A 16,813-nucleotide genomic window follows, 5' to 3' on the forward strand; every position below is an offset into this window, starting at 1 on the left:
GTAGTCAGCCGACGACACGGCGGGAGGTACCGCACGATCATCCGTCGACACAGCAGGAGGAAGGGCACGGTCAGCCGTCGCTGCCCCGGCCCGCGCCTCGGTCAGCGGCTCCGTCAGCGGCTCGGCCGGCACCGTCGGCACGACGGCCGTCTCGTCCCACGCACCGGCGGGCACCCGGCCAGGCGTCACCGTCGACTCGGCGGGAGTACCGGCGTGGTCAGCCGACGACACGGCGGGAAGTACCGCACCGTCAGCCGACGACACGGCAGAAGGGACAGCATGGTCAGCCGTCGACACAGCAAGAGGAAGGGCACGGTCAGCCGTAGGTGCTCCAACCCGCGTCTCCGTCAACGGCGCGGTCGGCACCGTAGGCGCGGCAGGGGCCGTGCCGGGCGCGCCGGAGGTGTCCGGTCGGGTGCCCGCGCCGGGTATGTCCTGGGTACCGGCACTCGTCGCGCTGCCCGCGCCGTCCGGCCGCTCCGCCGTACCGGCGCCCCGGGCCGTCGGCGCCGGGCCGGCTGCCGGGGTGTCGGCGGGGGGAAGCGGGGTGTGCGGCCCCGCCTCGGCGGACGGTTCCGTGCCCGGGGTGCGTCCCGGGCGGCTCCACCACTTCAGCTTCGGCCCGGCGGCCTTACCGTCGTCCATGCTCTCCCCACATTCGCCCGCCTCAGACGGGCCACCGCCACCTCGCGGCCCGCGCCCCGGCAGGGGTGCGCCGCCCGACAGCGATTCAACCAGTTCCGGGCGGGGGCGCGCAGGGCCCGGTCAGTGCTGAGCGGGGGTCTGGCCGGGGGTGGTGGGAGTCGCGGAGGTGATCAGCGGCCGCAAGGGCTCCAGGGGCGGGTGCGGACGCGGGGCGTCGCGGAGGAGGTGCCGGATGGCCTCGGCTGCGGCCGGTGTGAGGCGGTACGGCGCCTCCGTGGCGGCGGCCGCCGTCAACGGCGACAGCCCGAACCGGCCGGCCGGATCAAGGGCCGGTACGGAGCGCGGCGGGGTGGCCGTGACGGGACCGGACAGGCCCATCGGGCTGGGGGCCGGAGCCGCGGTCGGGGCGCCGGCGGACGGCCGGGGCCAGGAGTTCCCGACCGCGAGGAGGTCGTCGCCGCGCACCGGCGAACCGTCCCCCGCCGGGGAAGCGCCGAGCGGGGTGGCGGCCGTGCCGGTGCCTTCCACCCGTCCGCTGGGCGATTCGACGGCCGCCCCCAGCGGGAGGGCACCGCCGAGCGCGAACGCCGCGAGCGAGACCGCACCGGCCGCCGCGAAGGCGAACCGGCGCCGCTGCGGTGCGGGCCGCTCGGCCTGGTGGACGCGGAAGCCGCGCGCGCGGGGCTGCGGTGCGACACCGCCCATGGTGTGCCGGCCGGCCCCGGAGGGGACATAGCCGAACGATCCGCCGCCGGAGACGAAGTCGCCGGGACCGAGCCCGCCGCTGCCGAGCCGGCTGCCGGGGCCGTTCGCATCGCCGCCGGGCAATTGCTGAAGGCGCGCCAGCAGCCCTTCGGAGGGGCCGGGGGGCGCCATCTCGGCGAAGACGCTCTTCAGCCGGCGCTGGGCATCGGCCTCCGCCTTGCACTTTCCGCACGTCGCGAGATGCGCGAGCACCCGCTCGCGCGCGTCATGGCCCAACTCGCCGTCGACCAGGGCCGCGAGGCGGTCGCCGAGATGCTGCTCGGCGGGGGACGGACCGCCTGTACCGCTCACGCGATTCCGACCTCCCCCGTAGACACCACGGCCAGCGCCCGCTGCTGCTCACGCTCTTCGGCACGCGCCGCCGGGGAGCGGTGCTTGAGCGCCTTGCGCAGGTGGGAGCGGCCGCGGTGGATCCGGCTGCGGACCGTGCCGAGCTTGACGCCGAGGGTCGCGGCGATCTCTTCGTACGACAGGCCCTCAATGTCGCAGAGGACCACGGCGGCACGGAACTCGGGCGCGAGGGTGTCCAGCGCCTGCTGGACATCGGCGTCGAAGTGGGTGTCGTTGAAGTGCTGCTGGGGAGAGGGCTCGCGGCTGGGGAGCCGCTCGGCCGCGTCGTCACCGAGCGCGTCGAAGCGGATGCGCTGCCGACGGCGGACCATGTCCAGGAAGAGGTTGGTCGTGATGCGGTGCAGCCAGCCCTCGAAGGTGCCGGGGGTGTATGTCGACAGCGAGCGGAAGACGCGGACGAACACCTCCTGCGTGAGGTCCTCGGCGTCGTGCTGATTGCCGGTGAGGCGGTAGGCGAGGCGGTAGACCCGTGCACTGTGGGTGCTGACGATCTCCTCCCAGCTGGGCGGAGTCCACGCCTGGGGATCCGCGTCTGTGGCGAAGGTCGCAGTGGTCGCGGAGTCGGCGGCGGTGGCCCCGCCCCGGCCCTTGAGGCTCTGGGGACGGATACGGTCAGCGGTGTTGGTCACGGATTTCGGCTCGGCGAACGACCTTCGCAAGCGCCTCGGCACCCTTGGGTCACCCGCCGCAGCCGCACCTCCCCTGGTGGCTCTGGTGGTGTCCAGTAGAGCCCCTACCATATCCACCTCGCCCGTTAGCTCCGGATAAGCAGATTTGACCTTCATTTGGTCCTGCTTCTGGCGTTGTACCGCGCGTCGCTCGGTCTTCATCAGCACATCCCCCCTGCCCTCTGTGAACGCCCGGTCCCATCTGCGGGTTCCCGCACACAGCGGATACAGTCACGGTTGCGTCAACTACGGGGACAGGAGAAGGCCATTACCGGCAACCGGCAGACGAGCTTGGCTTTTGCCGAGGCGTACGGCGCCGGGACCATCGACGGCACCGCCGACGCCGCCTTGCGCTGGTCCCGTGACCGCGCGCGGGAGGCGGGCATCCGTACGGTGTCGACCGGCACCGGCGCGGCCCTGCGCCTGCTCGCCGCCACCGCGGACGCCAAAGCGGTCGCCGAGATCGGCACCGGCACGGGCGTGTCGGGCATCTACCTCCTGCACGGCATGCGGCCGGACGGTGTGCTGACCACCGTCGATCTCGAACCGGAGCGGCAGACCTTCGCCAAGCAGGCGTTCCGCGCGGCGGGCTTCGCCGGCAACCGCGCGCGCTTCATCCCCGGCCGCGCGCTGGACGTACTGCCCCGTCTCGCGGACGGCGGTTACGACCTGGTCTTCTGCGACGGCGATCTGACCGAGTACCTGGAGTATCTGGCCGAATCGTTGCGGCTGCTGCGCCCCGGCGGGCTGGTCTGCTTCGAGGGCGTCTTCGCGGACGGCCGTACGGTCGACGCCGCGGAGCAGCCCACCGAGGTGCTCCGGCTGCGCGAACTGCTGCGGTCCGTCCGGGAGAGCACGGCGCTGGTGCCGTCACTGCTGCCGGTCGGCGACGGGCTGCTCTGCGCGGTCAAGCGCGGCTGACCCCCCGCCCTGCCCCACCTCGCACCACACCACACCCCGCCCCGTCCCGTCGGCGCCCCGCCGGATGCGCCGGGACAACGAAGCGGCTCCGGCACACGGCGCGCAGTGTCTGCGCGCCGCCTGCCGGAGCCGGGGTATTCGGCTGGGAACCAGGGGTCAGCCCCCGGGGAACCGCAGCGGTTGTTCCGCCCTTGTCAGACGGTGACCTTGTCCAGAGCCTCGCCCAGGGCCTTGGCCTCGTCGGGTGTCAGCTCGACGACGAGTCGCCCGCCGCCTTCGAGCGGAACACGCATGACGATGCCCCGCCCCTCCTTGGTCACCTCGAGCGGGCCGTCGCCCGTCCGCGGCTTCATGGCCGCCATGCTCGTTCCCCTTCCTGAAACCAGCTCATCGCAGCCGACAACCCACGTGTCACCGGCATCGAACACATTGCTTCCAAGCCATTATCCCGCATCGAACGACCCGATGACCAACATCGGACAGCATCCCTTCGGCAACGCGCTCTCTCAAAACCACTCAATTCGGGGAGCGGGCTGCGATACTGCGCCACTCTTCACCGCCCGGCCCGCCCTCATTCTTTGATGTACGTCACATGCCGGTGGCCGGTGATCTCCGGCATTCTGAGCTCTGACTGACGCTGCCGCGCAGTCCGATCCGCTACGGAGAGGACCCTCACCATGGCCGACACCGTGCTCTACGACGTGACCGACGGGCTCGCGACGATCACGCTCAACCGCCCCGACGCGATGAACGCGCTGAACATCGAGGCGAAGGCCGCGCTCCGGGACACCCTCCGGGAGGCCGCCGCCGACCCCGCCGTACGCGCCGTGCTGCTGACCGCCACGGGGCGTGCCTTCTGCGTCGGACAGGACCTCAAGGAGCACATCGGGCTGCTGGCCGCGGACCGGGCGAGCGGTGCGGGCAGCACGATGACCACCGTGCGCGAGCACTACAACCCCATCGTCACGGCGCTGGCGGAGATGCCCAAGCCCGTGGTCGCGGGCGTCAACGGCGTCGCGGCGGGCGCCGGTGCGGGCTTCGCGCTGGCCGCCGACTACCGCGTCGTCGCCGACTCCGCGTCCTTCAACACCTCCTTCGCGGGTGTCGCGCTGACCGCCGACTCCGGGATGTCCTGGACGCTGCCGCGGCTGATCGGACACGGCCGGGCCGCCGATCTGCTGCTCTTCCCGCGCACCGTCGGCGCCCAGGAGGCGTACGAGCTGGGCATCGCCAACAAGGTCGTCCCGGCGGACGAGTTGGCCGACGCGGCCGCGGCCGTCGCCCGCCGGCTGGCCCAGGGCCCGACCGCCGCCTACGCCGCGCTCAAGGAGTCGCTCGCCTACGGCGCCGGGCACTCGCTCGCCGAGACCCTCGGCAAGGAGGACGAGCTCCAGGTACGGGCCGGGGCCTCGGAGGACCACCGGATCGCGGTGGAGGCGTTCGTGAAGAAGGAGAAGCCGGTCTTCCTGGGGCGCTGAACGGCGGCACCGGGCCGGGCGGCGCCGTCAGCCGGCCGCGACGCCCGGGGCCCCGCTCCGTCCGGCCCCGTCCCGTCTGGCGGCGGCCTCCGCGGCCGCGCGGACATGACAGCCCGCCAGATGGTCGTTGACCAGGCCGCACGCCTGCATCATGGCGTACGCCGTCGTCGGGCCGACGAAGCGGAAGCCGCGCTTCTTGAGGTCCTTGGCGAGCGCCGTGGACTCCGGGGTGACCGGTTGCACATCGTCGCGGCTGCGCGGCGCCGGGCGGTCGGCCCGGTCGGGGGCGTAGGACCAGATGAGCTCGTCCAGCTCGCCGGGGGCCAGTGCGGCGGCGACCCTGGCGTTGCCGATCGTCGCGGCGATCTTGGCGCGGTTGCGGATGATGCCGGGGTCGGCGAGCAGCCGGTCGGCGTCCGCGTCCGTGAACCGCGCCACCGCCGGAATCCGGAAGTCCGCGAACGCGGAACGGAAGCCCGGCCGGCGGCGCAGGATCGTGATCCAGGAGAGCCCGGACTGGAACGCCTCCAGGCTCATCCGCTCGAAGAGCGCGTCGTCTCCGTGGACCGGCAGGCCCCATTCGGTGTCGTGGTAGGCGCGGTAGTCCGCCATCTGCTCCGACTCCATCCCCCACGGACAGCGCGGGATGCCGTCGGGGGCCGTCACTACGTCGCTCATGCCCGCTCCTCGCCTTCGGGGGTGCCCGGGGCCTCCGGGGCTTTCGGGTTCTTCGGGGCGGCCGGATCCTCGGGGGTTCCCGGGGCTTCCGGGGCCTCCGGGGTTCTCGGGATCCCCGCGGTGCCGAGGCCGGGCCGGTGCTCCCGGGCCGGTCCCGGGCCGCCCATGGCCGCGGCGTGCGCACCGGCCAGGGCCGCCTCCAGCTCGGCGATCCGCGCGTCGCGCTCGGTCAGCTCGGCGCCGAGGCGGTCCAGTACGTCGTCGACTTCGGACATCCGGTAGCCGCGGACGCTCAGCGGGATGCGGACGGCGTCCACATCGGCGCGGACGACCGGGCGGTCGTCGGGCAGCGGGTCGTAAAGCCGGTCGGGCTCGGCGTCCCGCAGCCCACCGCCGTCATCGCCGCCGAGGACGACGAGCGTGACCGCGGCCACGACCACGACCATCGCGATCAGCAAGAACCAGAACACGACCAACTCCCCGGGCTATGTCTCTGTACCGATCGTGCCATGCGGGTGTGACAGTTAAGGTCGCTGGCGGACCACGGAGAAGGAGTCAAGGAATGCTGCGGCTGGGGAATCGCGAGTTCGGTGCGCACGAACAGGTGATCATGGCGATCGTCAACAGGACCCCCGACTCCTTCTACGACCAGGGCGCCACGTTCCGCGACGAGCCCGCGCTCGCCCGCGTCGAGCAGGCGGTGGCCGACGGCGCCGCGATCATCGACATCGGCGGGGTCAAGGCAGGTCCCGGCGAGGAGGTGAGCGCGCAGGAGGAGGCGCGCCGCACGGTCGGGTTCGTCGCCGAGGTCCGCCGGCGCCACCCCGATGTGGTGATCAGCGTCGACACCTGGCGGCACGATGTCGGCGAGGCGGTCTGCGAGGCCGGCGCCGATCTGCTCAACGATGCCTGGGGCGGTGTCGATCCGCGGCTGGCGGAGGTCGCGGCGCGGTACGGCGCCGGCCTGGTGTGCACGCACGCGGGTGGCGCCCAGCCGCGTACCCGCCCGCACCGGGTGACGTACGAGGACGTGATGGCGGACATCCTCCGGGTGACGCTCGGACTGGCCGAGCGGGCCGTGGAGTTGGGTGTCCGGCGTGACGCGATCATGATCGATCCGGGGCACGACTTCGGGAAGAACACCCGGCACAGCCTGGAGGCGACCCGCCGGCTCGGCGAGATGGCGGACACCGGCTGGCCGGTGCTGGTCTCGCTGTCCAACAAGGACTTCGTCGGCGAGACGCTCGACCGGCCGGTCAAGGAGCGGGTGCTCGGCACCCTCGCCACCACCGCCGTGTCGGCCTGGCTGGGTGCGCGGGTCTACCGGGTCCACGAGGTGGCCGAGACCCGGCAGGTGCTGGACATGGTGGCCTCGATCGCCGGCCACCGGCCCCCGGCGGTCGCCCGCCGGGGACTGGTCTGAGGTTCCGTCTCCGGGCCGGAGGTCAGGTCCGGTCCGGGCCCAGCCCGGCCTCCTTGGTCACCAGCGCGACGGCCTCCGCCACGTCGTCGGTGAGGTGGAAGAGGTCCAGATCGTGCACGGACGCCTTGCCCCCGGCGATGAGGGTGTCGCGCAGCCAGTCGATCAGCCCGCTCCAGTAGGCCGTGCCGAACAGCACGATCGGGAAGCGGGTGACCTTGCCGGTCTGGACGAGGGTGAGCGCCTCGAAGAGCTCGTCCAGGGTGCCGAGCCCGCCGGGCAGCACGACGAACCCGCGCGCGTACTTCACGAAGCAGGTCTTCCGGACGAAGAAGTACCGGAAGTCGACACCGAGGTTCACATAGGCGTTGAGGCCCTGTTCGAAGGGCAGCTCGATGCCGAGGCCGACGGAGACGCCGCCGGCCTCGATGGCGCCCTTGTTGGCGGCCTCCATGGCGCCTGGGCCGCCGCCGGTGATCACCGCGAACCCGGCCTCCACCAGAGCCTTTCCGATCCGCACCCCGGCGTCGTACTCCTCGGAGTCCGGTGCCGTGCGCGCGGAGCCGAAGACGCTGATGGCCGGGCCCAGCTCGGTGAGCGCGCCGAACCCCTCCACGAACTCCGCCTGGATGCGCATCACTCGCCAGGGGTCGGTGTGCAGCCACTCGGAGGGGCCTTGCCAGTCCAGCAGCCGCTGGTCCGTGGTACCCGTCTGCACCTGGTCGTGACGGCGAAGTACGGGGCCCAGCCGCTGCTCCTCCGGGGCCGGCACTCCCTCGGGGTTGGCCATGACGTGCTCCCTCCACTGAACAGAACCTTGCCTGCTCAGCCTAGGTGCACCGGCGCGCGGCGCAGCAGGATTCGCGAGGCGGGCGGACGGCCGGCGCGCGGTCAGTCCGTCAGCCAGGCGCGCAGCCGCTCCTCGCAGTGCAGGATGCGGTCGGTCTGCACCCGTTCGTCCTTCTTGTGCGCGAGCAACGGGTTGCCGGGGCCGTAGTTGACGGCCGGGACGCCGAGGGCGCTGAAGCGGGAGACGTCCGTCCAGCCGAACTTGGGGTGCGCGCTGCCGCCGACGGACTCCATGAACGCCTTGGCCGCCGGGTGGGACAGGCCCGGCAGTGCGCCCGGGGAGTGGTCGTCGACGATGAACTCGTCCACCGGGCAGCCGGCGAAGACCTCGCGGACGTGGGCGAGGGCCTCCTCGGGGCTGCGGTCCGGCGCGTAGCGGAAGTTGACGGTGACCGTGCAGGCGTCCGGGATGACGTTGTTGGCGACGCCGGCCTCGACGCGTACGGCGTTGAGGCCCTCGCGGTATTCGAGGCCGTCGATCAACCGGCGGCGCGGTTCGTACGCGGCGAGCGCGGCCAGGATGGGGGCGGCGGCGTGCACGGCGTTGGCGCCCATCCAGCTGCGCGCGGAGTGGGCGCGCTCCCCGGTGGTGCGCAGCAGTACCCGCAGGGTGCCCTGGCAGCCGCCCTCCACCTGGCCGTCGGAGGGCTCCAGCAGGATGGCGAAATCACCGGCGAGCCAGTCGGGGTGGGCGTCCGCCACCTTGCCGAGGCCGTTGAGGTGGGCGGCGACCTCTTCGTTGTCGTAGAAGACGAAGGTGAGGTCGCGGTTGGGGGCGGGGACGGTGGCGGCCGTCCGCAGCTGGACGGCGATCCCGGACTTCATATCGCAGGTGCCGCAGCCCCACAGGACGCCGTGCTCGTCGAGCCGGGAGGGCACGTTGCCGGCGATCGGCACGGTGTCGAGGTGCCCGGCGAGCACCACCCGCTCCGCGCGGCCCAGGTGCGTACGGGCCACGATGTTGTTGCCGTACCGGTCGACGGTCAGGTGGTCCAGCGCGCGCAGTGCGTGCTCCACGGCGTCGGCGAGGTCCTTCTCGTGCCCGCTCTCGGAGAGGAAGTCGACGAGCTGTGCGGTGAGCTCGGCGGCGTCGCGCGTGAGGTCGAGGGCGGGGTGGCGTGCGGGGCGGTCCATGGGGCCGACCCTACCGTCGGCCTCCAGTACGGTGGGCTGCGTGTCTGCCCAGCCCTCTGCCCCCACTCGCCGCACCCGCCTCTGGCGAACCGCCGCGGCCTTCGTCGTGCTGCTCGGACTGGCCGGCTATCTGCTGGTGCAGTACCTGACCGGCGGCCCCGGGGCGCCGCGCTGCACGGTGCGCGCGGAGGGCGATGCGGAGGCGTACGAGCTCTCCCCCGAGCAGGCCGCGAACGCCGCGACGATCTCGGCGGTGGCGTCCTCGCGCGGGCTCCCGGAGCGGGCGGTGACGATCGCGCTGGCGACCGCGATGCAGGAGTCGGGGCTGCGCAACATCCACTTCGGCGACCGGGATTCGGTCGGTCTCTTCCAGCAGCGGCCGTCCCAGGACTGGGGCACCGTGGCGCAGATCATGGACCCGGTCTATTCGGCCGGGGAGTTCTACACGCATCTGGCGAAGGTGCCCGGTTACTCCCGGCTGCCGCTGACCGTCGCGGCGCAGAAGGTGCAGCGCAGCGGCTATCCGCAGGCGTACGCGAAGCACGAGGCGAATGCCACGCAGCTGAGCGGGGCGCTCACCGGCCGCGATCCCGGGGCGATGACGTGCACCGGGAACCAGCCGGCGGACGGGAAGGTACCCGGTGTCGCGAAGGTGCGGGAGAAGCTGGTGCGCGAGTTCGGCCCGGAGGTGCTGCCGCGGACGGGCGGCGCGGGCGGCCGGGCCGCGGGCGGCGGGCGGAGCCTGACGGTGCCGGTGCAGCAGTCCGGGGCCGGGGCCACCGGTGATGCGGCGCGGCGCGGCTGGGAGCTGGCGACCTGGGCGCTGGCGCACTCCGACGAACTCCACATCGAACAGATCTCTTACGCCGGCCGGACGTGGACGGCGGCCGATGCGGAAAAGGGCTGGCAGGGGAAGGACGGCGCGGACGCGGCCCCGGGGCGGGCCGCGGGTGATGTCCGTATCACCGCCGCGCAATAGGGCGCCACATCCCCTGAAAGGACCTCCGGCGCCAATTCCCTTTGCCGGTACGGCAGTTAGGCAAAGCGCGACCGCCGGCTCCCGCAATTCCTTTGTCCGTGAAGCGCTGTGACGTTTCTTGCGGCCATCATTCCGCGCACATATTTCTCGCCTTTATCCAGTGCCGATTATGTGACGCGTTACCAATTCTTTACCGGAGTTCACCGCAACCTTCGGGGAACTGACGCGGTAGTCAGGGCGTCCGCCCGGCGGACGTGGCACATCTGTCAGAAGTACGCGTCCCTCTCCGTAAAAGGAGCACCATGTCCCTCCCCGTTACGCGTCGGATCGCCCGAGCCGCCCTGCTCGTCGCAGCGAGCGCGGCTCCCGTGGCCGCGGTGGCCGGTACCGCGAGCGCCGCGGACCTGCCCAAGGCACCCGACCTGGGCGGACTGACCACCCTGGACTCCGCGGGCACCAGCGAGAACCTCGACCACACCGCCAAGGACGCCATCGGCGTGGTGAACACCGCCGGTCACAAGGCCGCGGAGACGCTCGCCCCGGCGCTCATCGAGACCGGTGGCGCGGTGATCCAGCAGGCCGCCCCGACCACGCAGAAGGCCGCCGACGCCGCGGAGGGCCTGGTCCGCAGGACCGCCAAGAAGGGCATCTCGACCGACACCCTGGTCACCGAAGCGGCCAAGGGCCTGCTCGGCGGCCTGCCGCTCGGCCAGACCGCGCTGAAGGGACTGCCGGTCAACGGCCTGCTCGGCGGATGAACGGCCGCCCACCGAACGACGCGCAGGGGCCCGGGGAGTTCGCTCTCCCCGGGCCCCTGCGCGTCGTACGCGCCTACATGCTCAGCGGTTCACGGTGCCAGGCGGCGCACCGCGGCGGCCACCCGCTCGTCGGTGGCGGTGAAGGCGATGCGGACGAACCGCTCCCCCGCCGTCCCGTAGAAATCGCCCGGGGCGACGAGGATGCCGCGCTTGGCGAGATCGCCGACGGTGTCCCAGCAGGGCTCGTCGCGGGTCGCCCAGAGGTAGAGCGACGCCTCGCTGTGCTCGATGCGGAAACCGGCGGCCTCGAAGGCGGCGCGCAGCGCGGTGCGGCGGCGGGCGTAGCGTTCGCGCTGCTCCGCGACGTGCGCGGTATCGCCCAGCGCGGCGATCATGGCGGCCTGGACGGGGGCGGCGACCATCATGCCGCTGTGCTTGCGGATCTGGAGCAGCGCGCCCAGGACGGCGGCGTCGCCGGCCAGGAACGCGGCGCGGTAGCCCGCGAGGTTGGAGCGCTTGGAGAGCGAGTGGACGGCGACGATGCCGTCGAGGGAATCGCCGCAGACGTCCGGGTGCAGCACCGAGACCGGGTCGGCGTCCCAGCCCAGTTCGAGGTAGCACTCGTCGCTGACCACCAGCACGCCGTGCTCCCGGGCCCAGGCGACGGTACGGCGCAGTTCTCCGGCGCTCAGTACCCGGCCGGTGGGGTTGGACGGCGAGTTGAGCCACAGCAGCTTCAGCCCGGCGGGGTCGAGTGCGGTCGGGTCGTCGTAGGCCACCGGCTCGGCGCCGGCCAGCCGCGCGCCGACCTCGTACGTCGGGTAGGCCAGGCGCGGGTAGGCGACCTTGTTGCCGGCGCCCAGGCCCAGCTGGGTCGGCAGCCAGGCCACCAGTTCCTTGGAGCCGACGATCGGCAGCACGTTGGTGTGCGTCAGGCCGCGGGCGCCCAGCCGGCCGGCGGCCCAGCCGGTCAGCGCGTCGCGCAGCGCGGGGGTCCCCCACACCGTCGGGTAGCCGGGGCTGTCGGCCGCGTCGGTCAGGGCCTGCCGGACCACCGCGGGCACGGAGTCGACCGGGGTGCCGACGGACAGATCGACGATGCCGTCGGCGTGCGCGGCGGCGGCGGTCTTGTACGGCTCCAGCCGGTCCCAGGGGAAGACCGGCAGGCGGTCGCGGAGCGACTGGGGGGCGGCGGACGGGCGGTCGGAGGCGGCCACGGTGCTCTTCTTTCTCGGCGTTCTCGGCGAGGGGCGGTCGGGTGTGCCGGCGCGAAACACCTCGGTCCCGTACGGCAGTGAGGCCGTACGGGACCGGGCGGCGCCGTGCGACCGCTGACGACCAGGAGACGGGAGGGTGCGGGCGGGCGCCCTCGTCCCCGGGCCGCTACTGGTTCTGCGGCGGCAGCGCTGCGATGAAGGGGTGGTCGCGCTCGATCAGGCCGAGCTTGCTGGCACCACCGGGCGAGCCGAGCTCGTCGAAGAACTCGACGTTCGCCTTGTAGTAGTCCTTCCACTCATCCGGGGTGTCGTCCTCGTAGAAGATCGCCTCGACCGGGCAGACCGGCTCACAGGCACCGCAGTCGACACATTCGTCCGGGTGGATGTACAAGGATCGGGAGCCCTCGTAGATGCAGTCGACGGGGCACTCCTCGATGCATGCCTTGTCCTTGACGTCGACACAAGGCTGCGCGATGACGTAGGTCACGCTGTCGTTCCTCCTCGGTAGGGCCGGCGGACCGATTGGCAGTACCGCCGCAGGGCGCGCGGGAGCGCGGCGTCGTCGATGCCCACCACCTAGTATCTCCGTTCCCGGGCACGAGACGTACAAGAGGGGCGGATAGAGCTGTGGAATTCCTGGCCGGCGGTCGCGCTGAGGTCCGCATTACCCCCTCTGACGTGGGCAAAAGGGTATCTGTCCGGCGCCGGACCGGCGGTGGGGCAGGGGAGCCGGCGTTCACGGATGTGGTCGGGGTTCTCACATCCTGGGCCGGGGGTGTGCTGAGCATCACACGCCGAAGCGGTGAGGCCGTCCGGATCGAGGACGCGTCACTGGTCGCCGCCAAGGTCGTCCCCGCGCAGCCGGCCCGCCGGAAGGGTCCGGCGGCCGGCACCCGCGAGCTCCAGGAGATCGCCGCCCGCGGCTGGCCCGCCGTTGAGACGGAGCGTCTCGGCGAGTGGACGCTCCGGGCCTCCGGCGGTTTCACCCGGCGGGCCAACTCCGTACTGCCCCTCGGTGACCCCGGCCGCCCGCTGGACGCGGCGCTGGAGCGGGTCACCGCGTGGTACGGCGCCCGCCAGCTGCCCCCGGTCATCGTGGTCACCACCGGCCGGGCGGACACCGGCGAGCGGCTGGCGGCGGAGCTGGCGGAGCGCGGCTGGGCGGACGAGGGGCACACCCTGGTCAAGATCTCGGCACTGGCGCCGCTCGCCGACACCGGCGCGGACACCTCGCGCGTCGTCCTCGCCCGGGAACCGGACGCGCGCTGGTGCGGCCTGTACCACCGGGCCGGTGCGCCCACACCGCAGGCGCTGAAGGTGCTGACCGGCGGGCCGTCGGTGTGGTTCGCGACGGTGCCGGACGAGACCGGCGGCGCGGCGGCGGTCGGACGCCTGGTGGTCGACGGCCGGTGGGCCGGGTTCGCCGCCATAGAGGTGGCTCCGGGGCAGCGGCGCCGCGGGCTGGCCACCCTGGTGACGGCGGCGCTCGCCGAACGGGCCCTGCAGGAGGGCGCCTCGGCCGCCCATCTCCAGGTCGAGGCGGACAACGACGGCGCCTGCGCGCTCTACGACCGCCTCGGTTTCACCGACCACCACGGCTATCACTACCGGCGCGCCCTGCCGGGCGACGCCCGCTGAACGGATGTCTCCCGTATGCCACAGCACCCCGGACCCGACAGCCCGGACGACCGTGACGGCCCGGACAGCCCGGATGGCAGGGGCGCCCCGGACGACGGGGACGGTATGAGCACCCCCGACGGCACGGACGGGATGGACAGCACGGCCGCCGCCCGCGCCGCGCGGCGGCGGCGGTTCGCCGAGGCCGCCCGCGAGGAGCGGCCCGATCTCGCGCTGCTGTGCCTGCTGATCGCCGCCGAGGCCGATCCGGCGCTGGACGAGGCGGGCATCGACGCCGCGCAGATCGAGCTGGACCGGCTGGCCGGCCTGCTGCCGTACGCGCCCGCGGCCCGCCCGGACACCGCCCCCGCCGTCTGGGCGCGTAACCTCGCCGAGCTGCTCGGCACCCGGTGCGGCTTCGGCGGCTCGGCCGCCGACTACCGGCGGCTGGAGTCGTCACTGCTGCACGACGTACTGCGCCGCCGCCGGGGCCTGCCGATCCTGCTGTCGGTGGTGTGGACGGAGGTCGCCCGGCGGGCCGGTGCGCCGGTGTACGGGGTGGCGCTGCCGGGTCATTTCGTCGTCGGGTTCGGCGATCCGTACGGCCGGCATGTGCTGGCCGATCCGTTCGCGGGCGGCCGGCTGCTCACCGACGAGGACGCGGCGCTGCTGGTCGCGAACGCGACGGGGACGGCGGCGGGCCCGGGGCTGACCGAGCGGATGCTCACGCCCGCCGGACCGCTGGAGACCGTACAGCGGATCCTCAACAACATCCGGGCCTGGGCACAGGTGCGGCCGGAGCAGAGCGCGGTACAACTGTGGGCGGTCGAGTTGTCGCTGCTGCTGCCCAGCCATCCGGCGCAGCTGCGCCATGAACACGCCCAGCTGCTCGTCCAGCGCGGCGAGTTCACGGCGGGAGCGGCCGAACTGGAGGAGTACGCGCGGGTGGTGGCGGAGGTCGATCCGGCCGCCGCGAGCGCGGTCCGGCGCCAGGCGGCCGCGGCTCGCGCGATGCTCAACTGAGCTTCGGGACGGTGCCGGGGGGCCGGGCTGCGGTCCGTCTCGGGGCGGGGCGGCAGGGGACGCCGGGGGTCGTGAGCACGCGCCACCGCGGGGCGGTCGAACCGGAGGGGTACGCGCGGGTGGCGGCGGAGGCCGATCCGGCCGCCGCGAGCGCGGTCCGACATCGGACCGCCGCAGCCCGCGCCATGCTCAGCCGACCCTCGGGCCATCCCCGGACACCGGGCCGCGTTCCTCCTCGGGACGGGCCGGCAGGCGATCGTCGGCGCTCTCGCCGGTCCGGCTCGCGGTGGCCGGGGCGCGGCGTACGACGAGCAGGGTGGCGTCGTCCTTGAGCCGGCCGCCCGTGAAGTTCTCCAGGTCGGCGCGGAGCGTGGTCGCCAGTTCGTCGGGGTCCAGCCGGGTCCAGCCGGCCAGCCGTTCGCGCAGCGGGTAGAACTCGCCGTGCGCGCCGCGGGCCTCGGTGACGCCGTCGGTGCACATCACGATCCAGTCGCCGGGCCGCGGCCGGACCGGCACGCTGCGGCGCGGATCGTCACCGGCCAGCCCGCCGAGGCCGAGCGGCAGCGCACCTTCCCCGTCGGTCCGCTCGTGCACCAGGCCGTCGCGGACCAGGTAGTAGGGAATGTGGCCGCAGGACAGCACCCGGGTCGGCCGGTCACCGCGCACCTCCAGGAGCAGCGCGGTGACGAAGCGCTCATCGGCGCCCCGCTCGGCCGAGCGGGTGTTGTAGCGGGTCAGCGCCTGCTCCATGCGCTCGGCGACGGACTCCAGGGAATCCTGGTGGTGGGCCGCCTCGCGGAAGGAGGCGAGCACCTCGTGGCCGGCCCCGATCGCGGGCATGCCCTTGCCCTGGACGTCGCCGATCATCAGGCGCTGCCCGTGCGGGGTCTCGACCGCCTCGTAGATGTCGCCGCCGACCCGGGCGCCCTCCTGGGCCGAGACGTAGAAGCCGAACGCCTCCAGGGGACCCGCGGTCAGCGGCAGCTCGCGCAGCATGGCCCGCTGGACGGCGTCGGCGACCATGCTCGTACGGGCGTAGAGGGCCTCGCGCTGGAGCCGGGTGCGGCACAGTACCGCCGCGAAGACGCCCACCAGGACCGCGCCGAACACCCCGACGATCTTGCTGGCGGTCGCCCAGTCGGGGACCGTGTAGATGTTGATGTAGGAGAGACAGACGGCGTAGACGGCCGCGACGGCGAGGGTCCAGCGGTAGGTGCAGCGCAGCGCGGCGATCAGCGGGGCGATGCCCAGGAAGAGCGCCACATGCACTTCGGGGCGGGTCGCCGCGTCCGTGACCGTGACGGCCAGGGTCGCGAGGATCAGCAGCACGGCGACGCGGCGGCCGCGGTGCGGAGCTCGGTTGGCAGGCATCACACCTCCCAGCCTGCGGGACGCCGCCCGGCCGCGCACAGGGACGAAGGTCCTGGTGGGGACGGTCGGGGTGCCGCCGAGTCCTGGTGATGCGGGCGGCATAGGGGCGGCGGGGTACGGGGGCCGGAGCCGCTTGAAGCGGCGGCCGGGCGGCTACAGCCAGCCCTTGTCGCGGGCGGCGCGGACCGCCTCGGCGCGGTTGCGGGCGCCGGTCTTCTGGATGGCGGTGGAGAGGTAGTTGCGGACCGTGCCCTGGGACAGGTGGAGCACCTCGGCGATCTCGGCGTTGGTGGAACCGTCACCGGCCGCCCCCAGCACCTCGCGCTCGCGGTCGGTGAGCGGGCTGGCCCCGTCGGCGAGCGCGGCCGCCGCCAGGACCGGATCGATGACCCGCTCACCGCGCAGCACCCGCCGTACGGCGTCCGCGAGCCGGGCCGCCGGGGCGTCCTTGACCAGGAAGGCGTCGGCGCCCGCCTCCATGGCGCGGCGCAGATAGCCGGGGCGCCCGAAGGTGGTGAGGATGACGACCTTCATCCCGGGGAACTCGTCGCGCAGCACGGCCGCCGCGTCCAGCCCGCTCATACCGGGCATCTCGATGTCCAGCAGCGCGACATCCACGGCCTGGGCACGGGCCGCCGCGAGCACCTCGTCACCGCGCGCCGCCTGTGCGACGACCTCCAGATCGGGCTCCAGCCCCAGCAGCGCCGCCAGCGCCTCCCGGACCATCGACTGGTCCTCGGCGAGAAGAAGCCGGATACATGTCACGGGCCGCTCGCCGTCGGGGTCACTCATGCGCCCAGCGTAGCGATCGAGGGGCGGTGGGCGTGGGGGCGCCTGGGCGGGGGTGCCTCTATGTTTTTCGTCAAGCCCGAGTTGGTCATGTGGTGGCTGCTTCGGGGGTTCGGGGTTCGTAGAAGGTTCCGTCGCGGAGCATGGCGA

The 16,813-nt window shown here is 73.1% G+C and carries 18 protein-coding genes; 7 read left to right on the forward strand and 11 right to left on the reverse strand.

Annotated features, from left to right (window positions below):
* Positions 1–765: 765 nt before the first annotated feature.
* Both IH09_RS35190 and sigE read right to left on the reverse strand, forming a co-directional pair.
* The gene (locus IH09_RS35190; RefSeq protein ID WP_052861822.1) at positions 766–1,701 is read right to left on the reverse strand and encodes a zf-HC2 domain-containing protein; all 936 of its coding nucleotides are present in this window, start codon (positions 1,699–1,701) and stop codon (positions 766–768) included.
* Positions 1,698–2,501 carry an RNA polymerase sigma factor SigE gene (gene sigE, locus IH09_RS35195; protein WP_172450521.1) on the reverse strand — a complete coding sequence of 268 codons (804 nt, stop codon included), beginning with the start codon at positions 2,499–2,501 and terminating at the stop codon, positions 1,698–1,700. Before sigE ends, IH09_RS35190 begins: the two co-directional genes overlap by 4 nt.
* A 219-nt stretch (positions 2,502–2,720) precedes the next feature.
* Here sigE and IH09_RS35200 point away from each other — a divergent pair, with 219 nt between their 5' ends.
* On the forward strand, positions 2,721–3,350 hold the full coding sequence (locus IH09_RS35200) for an O-methyltransferase (protein WP_094791669.1): 630 nt from the start codon (positions 2,721–2,723) through the stop codon (positions 3,348–3,350).
* Between the two features lie 194 nt (positions 3,351–3,544).
* Here the strand turns inward: IH09_RS35200 and IH09_RS38525 are convergent, their stop codons facing one another.
* Positions 3,545–3,712, reverse strand: a complete 168-nt coding sequence (locus tag IH09_RS38525; RefSeq protein ID WP_006603288.1) for a DUF3117 domain-containing protein — start codon at positions 3,710–3,712, stop codon at positions 3,545–3,547.
* Between the two features lie 315 nt (positions 3,713–4,027).
* Here IH09_RS38525 and chcB point away from each other — a divergent pair, with 315 nt between their 5' ends.
* Positions 4,028–4,828, forward strand: a complete 801-nt coding sequence (chcB, locus tag IH09_RS35205) for a 2-cyclohexenylcarbonyl CoA isomerase (RefSeq protein ID WP_052861825.1) — start codon at positions 4,028–4,030, stop codon at positions 4,826–4,828.
* 27 nt (positions 4,829–4,855) lie between these two features.
* Here chcB and IH09_RS35210 read toward each other — a convergent pair whose 3' ends face one another.
* Positions 4,856–5,506, reverse strand: a complete 651-nt coding sequence (locus IH09_RS35210) for a DNA-3-methyladenine glycosylase I (RefSeq protein WP_052861826.1) — start codon at positions 5,504–5,506, stop codon at positions 4,856–4,858.
* Positions 5,503–5,976, reverse strand: coding sequence for a DivIVA domain-containing protein (locus tag IH09_RS35215; RefSeq protein WP_052861827.1), 474 nt, complete (start codon positions 5,974–5,976; stop codon positions 5,503–5,505). Before IH09_RS35215 ends, IH09_RS35210 begins: the two co-directional genes overlap by 4 nt.
* A 92-nt stretch (positions 5,977–6,068) precedes the next feature.
* On the opposite strand from IH09_RS35215, the gene folP reads away from it, so the two are divergent.
* Positions 6,069–6,929, forward strand: a complete 861-nt coding sequence (gene folP / locus IH09_RS35220; protein WP_052861828.1) for a dihydropteroate synthase — start codon at positions 6,069–6,071, stop codon at positions 6,927–6,929.
* 22 nt (positions 6,930–6,951) lie between these two features.
* Here folP and IH09_RS35225 read toward each other — a convergent pair whose 3' ends face one another.
* Both IH09_RS35225 and dapE read right to left on the reverse strand, forming a co-directional pair.
* The gene (locus IH09_RS35225) at positions 6,952–7,716 is read right to left on the reverse strand and encodes an LOG family protein (RefSeq protein WP_052861829.1); all 765 of its coding nucleotides are present in this window, start codon (positions 7,714–7,716) and stop codon (positions 6,952–6,954) included.
* A 101-nt stretch (positions 7,717–7,817) separates the two neighbouring features.
* Entirely contained in the window at positions 7,818–8,909 is a 1,092-nt protein-coding gene (gene dapE / locus IH09_RS35230) for a succinyl-diaminopimelate desuccinylase (RefSeq protein ID WP_052861830.1), read from the reverse strand.
* Positions 8,910–8,949: 40 nt separating this feature from the next.
* Here dapE and IH09_RS35235 point away from each other — a divergent pair, with 40 nt between their 5' ends.
* Both IH09_RS35235 and IH09_RS35240 read left to right on the forward strand, forming a co-directional pair.
* A complete protein-coding gene (locus IH09_RS35235) occupies positions 8,950–9,888 on the forward strand; it encodes a heavy metal transporter (RefSeq protein WP_094791667.1) in 939 nt (312 codons plus the stop codon).
* Between the two features lie 302 nt (positions 9,889–10,190).
* Positions 10,191–10,646 (forward strand): ATP-binding protein, encoded by a 456-nt coding sequence (locus IH09_RS35240; protein WP_094791666.1) that lies wholly within the window; start codon positions 10,191–10,193, stop codon positions 10,644–10,646.
* An 89-nt stretch (positions 10,647–10,735) separates the two neighbouring features.
* Here IH09_RS35240 and dapC read toward each other — a convergent pair whose 3' ends face one another.
* Entirely contained in the window at positions 10,736–11,863 is a 1,128-nt protein-coding gene (gene dapC, locus IH09_RS35245; protein ID WP_052861833.1) for a succinyldiaminopimelate transaminase, read from the reverse strand.
* Between the two features lie 166 nt (positions 11,864–12,029).
* Positions 12,030–12,350 carry a ferredoxin gene (gene fdxA, locus IH09_RS35250; RefSeq protein ID WP_004950253.1) on the reverse strand — a complete coding sequence of 107 codons (321 nt, stop codon included), beginning with the start codon at positions 12,348–12,350 and terminating at the stop codon, positions 12,030–12,032.
* Between the two features lie 140 nt (positions 12,351–12,490).
* On the opposite strand from fdxA, the gene IH09_RS35255 reads away from it, so the two are divergent.
* Positions 12,491–13,501, forward strand: a complete 1,011-nt coding sequence (locus IH09_RS35255) for a GNAT family N-acetyltransferase (RefSeq protein ID WP_052861834.1) — start codon at positions 12,491–12,493, stop codon at positions 13,499–13,501.
* A 132-nt stretch (positions 13,502–13,633) separates the two neighbouring features.
* The gene (locus IH09_RS35260) at positions 13,634–14,503 is read left to right on the forward strand and encodes a transglutaminase-like domain-containing protein (protein ID WP_052861837.1); all 870 of its coding nucleotides are present in this window, start codon (positions 13,634–13,636) and stop codon (positions 14,501–14,503) included.
* 189 nt (positions 14,504–14,692) lie between these two features.
* On the opposite strand, the gene IH09_RS35265 is transcribed toward IH09_RS35260, so the two are convergent.
* Both IH09_RS35265 and IH09_RS35270 read right to left on the reverse strand, forming a co-directional pair.
* Positions 14,693–15,874, reverse strand: a complete 1,182-nt coding sequence (locus IH09_RS35265) for a PP2C family protein-serine/threonine phosphatase (RefSeq protein WP_052861835.1) — start codon at positions 15,872–15,874, stop codon at positions 14,693–14,695.
* A 153-nt stretch (positions 15,875–16,027) separates the two neighbouring features.
* The gene (locus tag IH09_RS35270; RefSeq protein ID WP_052861836.1) at positions 16,028–16,666 is read right to left on the reverse strand and encodes a response regulator transcription factor; all 639 of its coding nucleotides are present in this window, start codon (positions 16,664–16,666) and stop codon (positions 16,028–16,030) included.
* Positions 16,667–16,813 lie beyond the last annotated feature (147 nt).

The organism is Streptomyces celluloflavus, from assembly GCA_000720995.1.
Taxonomy (GTDB): domain Bacteria; phylum Actinomycetota; class Actinomycetes; order Streptomycetales; family Streptomycetaceae; genus Streptomyces; species Streptomyces celluloflavus.